Annotated in this window: 6 protein-coding genes; all 6 read right to left on the bottom strand. The window is 41.9% G+C overall.

Annotation, left to right across the window (positions count from 1 at the left end):
* Positions 1 to 7 precede the first annotated feature (7 nt).
* The 6 genes from KXD93_RS04405 to KXD93_RS04430 all read right to left on the bottom strand — a co-directional run bounded on the left by KXD93_RS04405 (position 8) and on the right by KXD93_RS04430 (position 13,740).
* Positions 8 to 2,431, bottom strand: a complete 2,424-nt coding sequence (locus tag KXD93_RS04405) for an ABC transporter permease (RefSeq protein ID WP_258135649.1) — start codon at positions 2,429 to 2,431, stop codon at positions 8 to 10.
* Positions 2,432 to 2,493: 62 nt separating this feature from the next.
* On the bottom strand, positions 2,494 to 4,863 hold the full coding sequence (locus KXD93_RS04410; protein ID WP_258135650.1) for an ABC transporter permease: 2,370 nt from the start codon (positions 4,861 to 4,863) through the stop codon (positions 2,494 to 2,496).
* 247 nt (positions 4,864 to 5,110) lie between these two features.
* Positions 5,111 to 6,148 (bottom strand): DUF4097 domain-containing protein, encoded by a 1,038-nt coding sequence (locus KXD93_RS04415; protein WP_258135651.1) that lies wholly within the window; start codon positions 6,146 to 6,148, stop codon positions 5,111 to 5,113.
* A gap of 159 nt (positions 6,149 to 6,307) precedes the next feature.
* Positions 6,308 to 8,689, bottom strand: coding sequence for an ABC transporter permease (locus KXD93_RS04420; RefSeq protein ID WP_258135652.1), 2,382 nt, complete (start codon positions 8,687 to 8,689; stop codon positions 6,308 to 6,310).
* 81 nt (positions 8,690 to 8,770) lie between these two features.
* Positions 8,771 to 11,140: an ABC transporter permease gene (locus tag KXD93_RS04425; protein WP_258135653.1), complete on the bottom strand. Its 2,370-nt coding sequence runs from the start codon at positions 11,138 to 11,140 to the stop codon at positions 8,771 to 8,773.
* 122 nt (positions 11,141 to 11,262) lie between these two features.
* A complete protein-coding gene (locus KXD93_RS04430; protein WP_258135654.1) occupies positions 11,263 to 13,740 on the bottom strand; it encodes an ABC transporter permease in 2,478 nt (825 codons plus the stop codon).
* Positions 13,741 to 13,799 lie beyond the last annotated feature (59 nt).

The following is a 13,799-nucleotide window of genomic DNA, read 5'->3' on the forward strand; positions in this document are numbered from 1 at the left end:
CCTCTAATCACTCTGAACGCAAACTCTTCACCGGGTTAGCCAATGCCGCTTTAATAGATTGAAAGCTGATGGTTATTATTGCTACCAACAAGGCTATAGATCCAGCAAGTAAAAACACCCACCACTGGATATTTATCCTGTAGGCAAAATCCTGCAGCCATTTGCTCATGGCGTACCAGGTTACGGGCATGGCCATCAGCGATGCAATAACGATCAGTCGCAAAAACTCCTTTGATAACATAAATGTGATGCTGCCCGATGAAGCGCCCAGCACTTTACGGATGCCAATTTCTTTAACCCGTTGCCGTATCATAAACGCCGCTAATCCAAACAGGCCGAGGCTCGCGATAATTACCGCGATTATTGCAAATGAGGTAAATACCTTACCTGTACGCTCCTCTGCTTTGTACAGCGACTCAAACTGATCGTCGAGAAACGTATAGCTGAATGGCGTACCGGAACTGTATGCATCCCATTGCGTTTTAATATCCCTTACTAACTTGTGCACATCAGCCGTTCTAACTTTTAATATAATATTACCTTCGGGGCGGTTAGCCGGCAACATCATTAACGGGGCTATCTTTTGTTTGGCAGATGCGAAATTAAAATCTTTAACCACGCCAACAATTGAATAGTGTCGCTGCCCCGAGCGAATGATGGTTTTACCAATCGGGTCGTCATTGCCAATCCCTAACTCGTGTACAGCAGTTTCGTTAACAATAACAGAAATAGAGTCGGCAGGTGATGGCGGATAGAAATTACGTCCCTTAATAATTTGCATTCCCAGCGTAGGGATGTATGAATTTTCAACCCAATAAATACCGGTTGGTATTTCGGATCGCGCCCCCTTATCGGCGACTTCCTTTACATAAGCAACAGTTCCGCCCATATCCTTAAAGCTTGGTATATTGCCCGATATGGTGGCATTTACTACCCGGCTATCATTCAATAATTGCTGTTTTAAAGGCACAATGTTATCACGTAAAGCATAGGCATCGTTTATCACCAGCACCTGGTCTTTATTATAGCCAAGTTTTTTGGTCTGCATATAATGCAACTGCTGATAAACAACTAATGTCGCAATAATTAGTGCTGTTGATATGGCAAACTGGAAAACAATCAGGCTGCTGCGTAAATTACTTTTACTTGCCTGTGTACCTACGCCATTCCCTTTAAGTATGGCGATTATTTTAAATGACGATAAAAAGAATGCGGGATAAATCCCGGCAACTATGCCCACAAAAAGCGTTAACGAAACGGATAAAAGCAACGCCTTATAGTTAAGGAAGAATGCGAACGTAAATTGCTTTCCCGAAACATCGTTAAAATAAGGCAGCAGCAGGAACACCATGCCGAACGCAAAACAAGTAGCCAGCAACGTAAGCATTACCGACTCGGTTAAAAACTGCGATATCAACTTGTTTTTTGCTGAACCGAGTACCTTGCGGATGCCTATCTCTTTTGAGCGTTTTGCGGCGCTTGCAATCGACAGGTTAGTGAAATTAATGCAGGCCAGCAGCAAAATAAATATTGCCAGGGCGCTAAATATATAAATGTAATGGATGTCGCCATTGGCTTCCAACTCAAATTTGGCTGCGGAGTGTAAATGGATACTGGTAAGCGGCTGTAATTGGAAAATAAATGTGTTTGCCGATTTTCGTGCTTCGGCAAGGCTTACGCCCATATCATGCTGAATTTCAGGCACCACGTTTTTTGTAACAAGTTCCGGAAAACGAGCCTCCAGCTTTTTGGGGTCGGCATTTTTATCAAGCAGCAAGTAGGTATAAAAGCCGATATTGCTCCAGCTTTGCCTGCTAGACGGTTTAACATATGTTGTCATGCTGGTAAATGCATCAGCATGAAAATGTGAATCATCCGGAATTTTATCAATTACGCCGGTTACGTTAAAAACAGCACCACCTATAAAAAGCGCTTTACCCAGACCCGGCAAGCTGCCAAAATATTTTTTTTCCAGTGCTTTAGTTATAACGATTGAGTTGGGCGCAGTTAGCGCCGTTTTGCTGTCGCCGCTTAATAAGGGGATGGAGAAAAGCCGGAAGAAATTTGAATCGGCCCCCATGATATTATTTTCCTTAAACTTATTTGTTTCATAGCTTACAAATGCAGGGGCAGTAGTTGTAAGACGTGTATAGTCCAATACCTGCGGGAACGCGTTTTTTATCCCCGGCCCTACAGCAACATCCGGGTTAGGAAATTCTGTTGCGAGATTGCCGTTATACGTGTGAAGCACTACTCGATAAATCCGTTTGGCGTTTACCGGGTAGGTATCATAAGTTAATTCACTGTAAAGGTAAGCGCTGATAAGCATGCAGCAAGTAAGCCCAACCGCCAGGCCAAAAACGTTGATAAACGAGAATACCTTGTTCCGGCTCAAGTTCCGCCACGCGGTTTTTATGAAGTTTTTTATCATGATTTAGTTCATTGTTGATAGTTCATTGTTCATAGCCGAAAACTCCTTCTTAACTATCTCAATCACTCGGAACGCAGGCTCTTCACAGGGTTAGCCAGTGCCGCTTTGATTGATTGAAAGCTGATGGTTATTAAGGCGATCCCTATGGCAAGTAACCCTGCTATTAAAAAAATCCATCCATTAATGTCAATCCTGTAAACAAAATTTTGCAACCACTTATTCATTGCCCACCATGCTATCGGCGAGCCGATCACAATGGCGATTAGCACAAGTTTTAAAAAGTCCTTTGATATTAAGGTTACTATACCGGTTACGCTTGCACCTAATACTTTGCGGATCCCGATCTCCTTTGTCATTATCTGGGCGGTATAGGTTGCAAGGCCTAATAAGCCCAGGCACGAGATCATAATGGCAATCGTTGAGAAAATGTTAAATAAAATTCCGGTACGCTGATCTGTTTTATACAGATTGGCATATTCCTCATCCATAAAAGTATACTCAAATGGGAAACCCGGATTGTATTCGTTCCAAAGTTTGGACGCCGCAGCTAAAGCCTTTGCCGCATTTCTGCCGTTTGTTTTCACGTACATCATCCAACCTTTGGGCTCATAATAAATTAAGGTCGGCTCAATGCGTTCTTTAAATGATGCGGTATTAAAATCTTTAACCACACCGATGATAGTACCCTCGGTTTCCTGGAATTTAAATCGCTTACCGATGGGATTCTTCAGCCCTGCCAGTTTAACAGCAGTCTCATTTAAAATAAAATGTGCTGTATCGGTTTTTACTCCTGAAAAGTTGCTTCCAGCAAGCATTTTGATCTTCATCATCGGGATGAATTTGTCATCAATTCCAAGGTGATGAATAATAACACTTGCATTGGGATCCTTGCCGTCCCAATCTACACCTGCGGTGGTATGCCCATTATCAACCAGGTGGTTATCTATGAGTGCCACGCCTTCAATATCAGGAATATTTTTTAATTCGGCTTTAACCACATCAATATGGCTGCCCAGTGCACCTAACCTGAATGAGAATACCTGCGAACGATCGTACCCCGGATTTTTTTCCCGTACATACTTTAACTGTTTGCCAATAACAAGCGTAACTATTATCAGTGTAACCGAAAACACAAACTGTGTAGTTACCAGTATCTTCCTAAAGGCAACGTTACCAATACCAAGGCTCAATTTACCTTTCAATGCTTTTAATGGTTCAAATGACGATAGTAGCAACGCCGGATAAATTGATGATGCAACTAACGTACCCACAACAGTTATTAAAACCACCTTCCATACACCCGCACCCAGTAAATTAAATTCCATGTGCTTGCCCGAAATGTCATTGTAGTAAGGCATTAGCTGCATAATGAGTACAAATGCGAGCACCAGGGCGATACTAAAAAAAAGGATAGTTTCAATAATAAATTGTCCGAACAATTGCATTTTCTGCGCACCGACAATTTTGCGGATACTGACCTCCTTCGCCCGGATAATTGAACGGGCGGTCGACAGGTTTACATAGTTGATACAGGCAATAAGCAATATTAAAACGGCTACCAGTAAAAATATATTCACGGTCTGCATGCCGGATGCTGTGCCATCGGGCTGGTAAAGGTGGATAGCGGCAAGTGACTGTAACTGATAGGCATTTTCTTTAACAGATACCTTTATCCAAGGGGCATTTTTTGCCTGGATGCTAATGAGTTTCTCACCTATCGGCTTCAAAGGCGTACCGGGTTGAATTTCAAAAAAAGTAGTGTACCCAAAATTCCCCCAGTCGCTATCCAATGATTTCCAGAAATTGCTTCCACTGTATTGCTTTGCCCGTATGTCCATAGGGAACAGCATGTTGTAATTAATGCTGGAGTTGCCAGGAAAGTCGGCAATAACGCCGCATACAGTATAATTATCCTTGTGGTCCTGCTGCAACACTTTGCCGACAGGGTTTACATCGCCAAAATATCTTTTTGCGGTAGATTGGGTGATGATAACCGATTGGTCATTGAGAAATGGCTTGTCCGGGTTACCGTTTAGCAGCTTAAAATCAAACATCTTAAAAAACGAGGGATCAACAAACGCAGTGTTTTCCTCCTTTAAAAGTTTATCCTTATAACTAAAAATGCTCTTGTAACCGTTTGCTATCCTTACCGCATTCTTAACACCCGGCACCTCCTTTAGCGCATAGGTTGCAACAGGGCCTTGCGCATTGTCCCAAATTCGTTTGGTATTGCCGCTTCCCAAAAAGGAGTTTACACGGTAAATATTTTTCCCCTTCTTATGGAACGAATCAAAGCTCAGCTCATCCTGAACCCATAATAAAATAAGCATACCAATCACCAGGCCCATTGTAAGCCCGGCAATATTGATTACCGAATAAAATTTATTCTTTACCAGGTTGCGCCAGGCTATTTTAATATAATTCCGAAGCATAGTATGTATTTTTCCATAGTAGGTTTAAAATGCATACCAATTATATAAACAAAAGAAAATCAATTGATTACATTTTATTTTTAGCTAACAACTGTATCATAACCGTACACCGTATGTTACGCCTGCGAACGGTTAATTTTTTTGCCTGAATTTAGAAATCGGTAAGGGAATGCCCCTAAACGAAGAAACGGCTATGGCATACCGCGAACAGTACACCATAACCGTTTTTTAAAACTATCTATTCTGCTTAATTAAAGCTCACATTCAAATTGTCGCTGGCATCAACCTTAACCGGGATTCCTCCGCCGTTTACACTGCCTTTAACATGGTCTTTTTCCCATTCGCCGCTGAATTTCCCCAGGTTTGATGATTTGATTTTGCTGGCCGAAAAGTTAAGATCCAATCCCTGGTTTGATGGTAATTTTAAATCAACATGACCGCCGCTTACGTCAAGCTTAACGTATTTTCCGACATGCAGCATCTCTACGTGCATACTGCCACCGCTTGTTGATGCATCAAGGCTGCAGGACATAGCAGACAAATTCACGCTGCCACCGCTTGTGCCGGTAATCAATTCGCCTTTTATGTCGTTTGCCTGGATGCTGCCACCGCTTGTATTCGCGGTGATAGTGCCATTTAAAGCCTCAAGATGTAATGAACCACCTGAAGTTTCAAGTTTGATTTTTCCCTGGCAGTTGCCGGCCCGGATGCTGCCGCCACTTGTTTCAAGGTTGATGTTATCCTTTGAATTGCTGATATCGATGCTGCCGCCCGACGTTTCGCCTTTTATAATGCCGGCAAGATTTTCCATATGCAGACTGCCACCACTGGTGCTGAATTCTTCGTTACCAATAAGGTTATCCAGATGGATGCTGCCGCCACTGGTGCTTAAATGAGTAGCAACCTGTTTTGGTGTATATATTTTAAATGATATACTTAATTGATTTCTCCAGTTAAAGCCGCCATCATGCTTTCTTTTTGCCGTGGCGTGTACTTCATGATTATTCACCGTAATAGTCAGGTTATAATCTTCACTAAGGCGCTTGTCAATTTCTTCCTTCGAAAGTTGTCGTCCATTATTGCCCTGAACATATACTTCAACACGTGGCGATTCAGAACCACCACTAACAGAAATACTGCCCCCGGAGGTATTTACAAATACATCTTTTATTCCATCGCTGGCCAGCGATTTGGTTTGATAAGGAGTTTTATCCCAATTGCCTTGCGCAAAAGCTGCGGAGCCCGAGCATGCAACTAATAATAGTAACAGGTAAGTTTTCATCATCTTTAAGTTTATTTACCTATAAGACTATTGTTTACCTGCTTAGGTTGCACCGTTTTAAAAAAAGTTTTCTGTTGCAGTGAGCAGCTGGCAGTTTGAATTGAAGAAGCTTTCAGTTGATAGCGATTTATAAACTACTGCCAACTGAAAACTGCCTACTGCCTACTCGCTTTTAAGGCTCTTCACAGGGTTAGCCAGCGCGGCTTTTATAGCCTGAATGCTTACGGTAACAGCAGCCACCAGTAATGATGATGCGCCAGCCGCAATAAAGATCCACCATTGGATATTAATCCGGTAGGCGAAATCCTGAAGCCATGAATGGGCCATATACCAGGCTATTGGTGAGGCTATTATGGTGGCAATGATGATCAACCCTAAAAAGTCTCTTGAAATAAGTACGATGATGTTTGACACCGTTGCGCCAAGTACCTTCCTGATACCGATTTCTTTGGTACGCTGCACTACCGCATAAGCAGTCACGGCAAATAAACCCAGGCAGGCCAATAAAATAGCCAGACCTGAAAATGTAGTAAATACGCCTGCTGTTCTTTGTTCGCTACGGTACATTGCATCGTAATCCTCGTCTAAAAACTTATAAGAAAACGGCCTTTCAGGTACGCGATTTTTCCAGATCCTTTCGATGCTTTGAATGGCGGTACTTGTGTTTTTGCCATCAATACGAACAAATAAATCCCCTGTTTGGTCATGATCCAAAAATATCAGTAATGGGCCAATGGGGTCGTGAAACGATTTAAAATTGAAATCTTTTACCACCGCCTTTATTTTACCGGTTGTACCCTTCGAAATTTCCTTTCCAATGGCCTCTTCAGGTGTCCAGCCTAGTTCCCGTACGGCAGCCTCATTCAGCATGAACGAGTAATGGAAGTTTTTGCCCTGGTTGGTGGTATCCATTTGCAATACATCTGTTTCATTAAAGTCGGTGCCTGCAATTATTTTCAACTGCATAGTTTTAATAAAATCTTCATCCATTGGCAGCGCGTTTACCGATATGTCCTTGCCATCTGCGGTAGTAATGCCATCGCCCCATCCTACATTAATAGGCTCGTTATTTGCCGATGCAACGCCTACAACGCCAGGAATATTGCCAATTTCGTTTTTAAGTCCCTTAACCTTCGATACCATTTGCCAGTTAACCGGCAAAACAACCACGTTACTTTTATTATAGCCGATATCCTTATTCCTGATAAAAGATAATTGCTGCATTATCACAACTGTGGTAACGATCAGGAAAATGGAAATCACAAATTGAAAAACGATTAATGATTTACGTACACCCTGTCCTGAAGTAAATGAAAAGCCTGATTTTAAGATCTTCGCCAGCTTAATGTTTGAAAGCAACAAGGCCGGATAAGCTCCTGCAGCAAAGCCGATTCCAATTCCCAGCAATACCAGGCTGCCAAGAATAACCGGGTCAAGTACCGCTGAAAATTGGAGGTTCTTACCGGACAAATGATTGAATGACGGAAGTAACACAAAAGCAAAGCCAATTGCCAGCAGCACCCCAATAGCAGTAACAAAAAGTGATTCGCCAATAAACTGCCTGAATAACTGGCTTTTTGCAGCACCCATTACCTTGCGAATGCCGATCTCTGCGCCACGCCCGGCAGACTGGGCTATTGAAAGGTTTACATAGTTTACACAGCCAATAATCAATATCAGCACCGCAACTATCACCATTATATAAATATAAGTAATACTGCCATTGGGCTCCAGCGAGCTGGGAAGATTTGAATGCAAATGAACGCTTGTCAAAGGCTCTAAATGATAGGTTAAATATTGGCTTCCCTCCATTTTAAGCTCAGTTTTGCTGATGCCAACCATATAATTGGAAACCTGCTTTTGCAAAGGCTGAACCTGGTCCTTATCCTTTAGGAACAGGTAGGTAATGTAATTTGCTTCCCACCACTTTTCATTTTTAGATGCGCCGAGATTATTGAACGAAACAATAAAATCAAATTTGACCTGTGAATTGGATGGCGCATTCGCGGCAATCGCCGCAACCGTAAAATTCTGATCGCCAATTTTTAATGTTTTACCAATTGGATTTTCTGAATCAAAGTATTTCTTTGCCGATGTTTCCGTTAAGATGATCTTTTCGGGTGAGCTTAGAGCAGATGCATCTCCGCTTACGAGTTTAAAGGAAAATATTTTAAAAAATGAAGGATCAGCATACAGGATGCTATTTTCCTCGAATACGCGGCTATTATAATTTACCACGCCACCGCGTTTTTCCACGCGAACGAAGTTATCAATGGCAGGAAACATTCTTTTAAATTGCGGTCCTACCTTGGTACCGGTCAACGCAGTTTTTTGCGGTGCTCCGCCTTGCGCGTATTCCATAGTTACCCTTACTATTTTATCAGCATTATCATTAAAGCGGTCAAAGCTTAACTCGTCTTTAATATAAACACCGATCAACAAGCAGCTTACAATGCCGATAGTTAAACCTGTGATATTTACAAAAGCGTAAAGCCTGTTTTTCTTCAGGTTTCGCCAGGCAATTTTGAAATAGTTTTTTAACATAATCAGTTTATTAGTTCATTGGTGTCTTTTAAGTTCATTGATCGGAGATTTAATAACTAATCTCTGATCTCTAGTCTCTAATCACTCCGAACGCAGGCTCTTCACCGGGTTCATAAGTGCGGCTTTTACCGATTGAAAACTCACTGTAATTAAAGCGATCAATATTGCTATTACGCCTGATAAAACAAAAACCCACCACTCGATAGTTGTTCTATAGCTGTAGCCCTGCAACCATTTATTCATAAAGAACCACGCCAATGGCGTTGCGATACCCAAAGCTATTAAAACAAGTATTAAAAACTCTTGTGAAAGTAAGGTAAATAACGAGCCTACACTCGCTCCAAGCACCTTACGGATGCCAATCTCTTTTATCCGCTGCTCTGCGGTAAACATAGCTAAGCCCAACAAGCCAAGGCATGAAATAAAGATAGCTAGGAACGCAAACGCATTTGAAAGCTTACCTACCACCTGTTCATTTTGATATTGCTTTTGATATTCAGCATCAGCAAAATAATAGCTGAACTGGAAGTTTGGATTTATCTCCTTACAAAGTTTTTCAGCCGATGCAAGCGCTTGTTTTGTTTGCCCTGGCTTAGTGCGGATAAGGGCCATACCATATTTGTTCTCCTCACCAAAATGGATGATCAACGGTAGAATGGGATCATGCAGTGAGTTAAAATGAAAATCCTTTAAAACCCCAATAATTTTTCCTTTTTTACCCCACATGGTAAGCGGTTTGCCAATCGGATCTTTATAAGCTATTCGTTTTAAGGCTAGCTCATTTATTAAGTATCCCACCGAATCGGTTGCAAAATCTCTTGAAAAATCCCGACCGCTTACTAATTTCAGCTTCATGGTTTTAACAAAATCGTAACCCACAGAGATTTGGGTAAACATTACGTTTGTATTCGGATCCTTTCCATCCCACCTGATGCCGCTTGTGCTGCTGCCAAAATTAACAGGCGAATCTGAAAGCTTTGCTATCTGCTGGATGCCGGGCATATTCATCCCTTCATCCTTAAAGATCTTATAGTTGGTGATCAAATCTCCTTCTAAAGGCACATAAATCAAATTCTCCCTATCGTAACCAAGGTTTTTTGTCTGGATATAATTTACCTGTTTAGAAATAATTATTGTGCCTATAATGAGCACCACCGACAATACAAACTGGAACACTACCAAGCCTTTACGGAACCAGGCAGCCCCTGTACTTAATTTCACAGCGCCTTTAAGAACTTTTACAGGGTTAAATGACGATAGAAATAAAGCCGGATAACTACCTGATAATATACCTGTTATAAATGTCAACCCAACTAACCCAAGCCAAAAGTTAGCCTGGCCAAACGGAAATTCAATCTGCTTTTGTGTAACCGAATTAAATACCGGCAGTAACAACATTACCATTACCAATGCCATAATTGCCGCGAAGCACGTAAGTAGAATGGCCTCGCCAACAAACTGCTGGATCAACACCGAACGCACGGCACCCACAACTTTTCGAACACCTATTTCACGTGCCCTTTTAACCGAGCGGGCGGTGGTTAAATTCATGAAGTTAATGCAGGCGATTACCAGTATAAACACAGCGATTATGCTAAACAGGTGCACGTACTCAATTCGCCCATCAGTCGGTTGTCCCTCTTTAAAGGTGCTGTGCAGGTAAACTTCATCAAATTTTTGAATCCCTAATTGTTCGCGAAAAGCAGCGCTTTGATCCTTGTCGTAAGTATCTAAAAAATGAGCCAGTTTTTTATTAAATACTCCGGCATCTGTTCCCTTCTTTAAAAGCACATATGCAACAGGCCCGTTGTTACCCCAATCCTTGGCCCAGCTGTTTTCTTCCAGGAAGCTGTACCAGTTGATTAAAAACTCAAACTTATTCGAGACGTTATGCGGCAGGTCCTCAAATACTGCCGTTACTTTAAAATCCTTCTTGTTTTCATAACGGATGGTTTTACCGATAGCTTCCTGCGGGCTGCCAAAAAACTCGCCCGCCATTTTTCTTGAAATGGCAATGCTCACCGGAGAGTTTAAAGCTGTTTCTGCATTTCCCTGCAACAACGGATAGCTGAATATTTTAAAGAAATCGGAACCAGCAGATGTTCCTTCCAATTTTATGATCTTGGTGCCCACACGAAAAGTATTTTGATTTTCCCATGCCATGTTCGCTGCATATTCAACCTGCGGCAATGCATGTTTCATTTCTTCAGCCAGCACACCAGGAACGGAATATTGCCCTACAACTTTATGATCGTAATATTGGCGTTCAATAACCTGGTACAGTCGGTCGCCATTTTTATGGAATGAATCGACACTCAGTTCATTCTGAACCCACAGGATGATCAAGATGCTGCAAGCCATTCCCAGGGCCAGGCCAAGGATGTTAATTGTAGAGAAGAACTTGTTTCTCCACAAGTTCCGCCAGGCTATTTTTATGTAATTTTTTATCATGTTTAAGGATTATGATATAAAGACCCCTTTTAATAAAAAATAGTTGCACGATTTTGTTAAAAAAGTTGACCGTTTGCAAAATCAGCAACTGCAAACTGTCTACCGCCAACTGCAAACTTTTCCTACTCGCTTCTCAGGCTTTTGACAGGATTACCCAACGCCGCTTTAACCGACTGAAAACCGATTGTAATAAGTGCTATACATAAAGTTGACGCCGAGGCCAATATAAAGACCCACCAGCTAATGTTAGTTCTGAATGCAAAATCCTGCAGCCATTTATTCATGGCATACCAGGCAACCGGGAATGCGATTACCGATGCGATAATAATCAGTTTTACGAAATCCAACGAAAGCATAGAAACCACATTTTGAACAGAGGCACCCAAAACTTTTCTGATGCCTATTTCCTTGGTACGGCGTTCTGCAGTATAAATGGCAAGGCCTAACAAGCCCAGGCAAGCAATAAACAGTGACAGAAAGGTAAATACTGAAAATACCTTACCCATGGTTTGATCAGAACGATACAAGGCGTCAAATTCTGCATCCATAAAGCTGTAATCAAATGGGGTACCCGAAGAAAATAGTTTCCAGCCGTTTTGGATCTGATCGATAGTTGTGTTATAGTTTCCAGGTTTAATTCTAACAGTGATATATGACGCGCCGGTTTGGTATGTTTTCGATGTTTTGTAGAACAATGCAAAAGGCGATATATTACTCCGGAATGATTCGGTATTAAAATCCTTTATTACGCCAACAACCGTAAATTTTTGATTGTTGTTCCCCATGTAGATCATGGTTTTGCCGATTGGATCCTTCCATCCTATTTGCTTTGCCGCCGTTTCATTTAAAATTACAGATGCAGAATCGGTAAAGCTTTTTGAAAATGCCCGGCCACTTACCACCTTGAGTTTCAAGGTTGATAAAAACGATTCATCAACAATAAATGAAGACAGCATTATGTTATTCTCACCGCCATTTACATTACCCGGATTTGCTTCGGGCGCATAAGTATCACCAAACGAATTTTTTGTGGGTAAGCTGGTTGAAATGCTGGCATCCGCAACCTGCGGCAGTTTTAATAACTCCTGCCTTAAGCTTTCTTCGTTATTTCCAAGTCGCTCAGCATTGGCCAGGATGATCACGTTCTCCTTGTTAAAGCCGAGGTCTTTTGTCTGGTTATAAACCAGTTGTTTGTAAACTACTATGGTGCAAATGATTAGTACGGTTGAAACGGTGAATTGAAAAACAACCAGCACATTACGGGTAAAAAAGCTGCTTGCCGAATCTTTTAATATTCCGGCGCCTTTTAGCACACTAACCGGTTTAAACGAAGTAAGGAAAAATGCTGGATAGCTGCCTGCAAGCAAGCCGGTCATCGTTATTAATGATAAGATGACTAGCCATGTTCTTATATCAAGGAAAACATTGGCAGATAAGGCTTTCCCCGATAATTGGTTAAATGCCGGCAAGGCAAGAATTACAACAAGCACTGCAATAACAGTTGCCAACAAGCTGTAAATCAACGCCTCAACCAAAAACTGGCGAATCAATTGTTTACGTGCTGAGCCCAACACCTTGCGAATACCTACTTCCTTAGCCCTTTTTGCGGAGCGTGCGGTCGAGAGGTTCATAAAGTTTACACAAGCCAGCAAGATGATAAAGATGCCCACTGCCGAAAATATGTATACATACTTGATATCACCCTGTACAAAGTAACGGGTACCTACGTTTGCAGAATATAGGTGTAGGTCGGTTAAGGGTTGCAACTTCAAATCCCATTTGCCGCCTTTTTTCTTGAATTCTTCCCATGGCTGGCCAATCCGTTTAAAAGCGCTGGCGGCCTGCAAAGCCACCATTGCCGGGAGCTTAGCCTCCAGTTTTGCAATACTTTGGGCATCAACGGCTGCACTTGATTTAAATTTAACATAAGTACCCATTTGCAGCCATACCCAACTCCAAAGTTTTCGCTGGATCGGCGGGATACTTGCCGTGTTTTGCAGCATATCAAACTGTAAGGATGACTGTTGCGGAAGATCTTTTAAAATCGCCGTAACCTTAAATGGCGACTGGTATTCATCAATCGCCAGCGTTTTACCTATAGGTGAAACATCGCCAAAATACTTCTTAGCCGCTGTTTGTGTTAAAACAATGGAATTTATATCCTTTAAGCAAGTGGCTGCATCACCAGCTACCAAAGGATAGCCAAAGAACTTCACAAAATTAGAATCGACTGCAAGCAAATGTTTTTCTATGATCGATCTTTTTTGCAGGCCATTTTCATTGTGGATGATTTCATCACCAGGCAAAAAGATCCGCGTATAACTTTCTATTTCCGGGAAATTATTCACTAATGCGGCACCGGCAGGCGGCGGTGTATGACCCGCAATAAATTGATCATTCCCCATTTTACCATCCAGGTTCACCCGGAAAATATGATCAGCATCCTTAGAAAAACGGTCGTAGCTCAGCTCATCCTTAACATACATCCCGATGAGTAAAACGGAAGCTATCCCGATAGCCAGTCCGCTTATGTTAATTATGCTGCTAACCTTGTTCCGTAATAGGTTACGCCAGGCAATTTTTATATAGTTCCTTACCATAGGTGGTTCATTAGTTCACTTGTTTATTAGTTCATTGGTGCCTCGCGGATTCGGAATCC

The organism is Mucilaginibacter phenanthrenivorans, from assembly GCF_024721155.1.
GTDB classification, from domain to species: domain Bacteria; phylum Bacteroidota; class Bacteroidia; order Sphingobacteriales; family Sphingobacteriaceae; genus Mucilaginibacter; species Mucilaginibacter phenanthrenivorans.

Bases quoted from the DNA above. Each gene is read 5' to 3' on its own strand.
- KXD93_RS04430 (WP_258135654.1), bottom strand. From the start codon at position 13,740: ATGGTAAGGAACTATATAAAAATTGCCTGGCGTAACCTATTACGGAAC.
- KXD93_RS04415 (WP_258135651.1), bottom strand. From the start codon at position 6,148: ATGATGAAAACTTACCTGTTACTATTATTAGTTGCATGCTCGGGCTCC.
- KXD93_RS04425 (WP_258135653.1), bottom strand. From the start codon at position 11,140: ATGATAAAAAATTACATAAAAATAGCCTGGCGGAACTTGTGGAGAAAC.
- KXD93_RS04405 (WP_258135649.1), bottom strand. From the start codon at position 2,431: ATGATAAAAAACTTCATAAAAACCGCGTGGCGGAACTTGAGCCGGAAC.
- KXD93_RS04420 (WP_258135652.1), bottom strand. From the start codon at position 8,689: ATGTTAAAAAACTATTTCAAAATTGCCTGGCGAAACCTGAAGAAAAAC.
- KXD93_RS04410 (WP_258135650.1), bottom strand. From the start codon at position 4,863: ATGCTTCGGAATTATATTAAAATAGCCTGGCGCAACCTGGTAAAGAAT.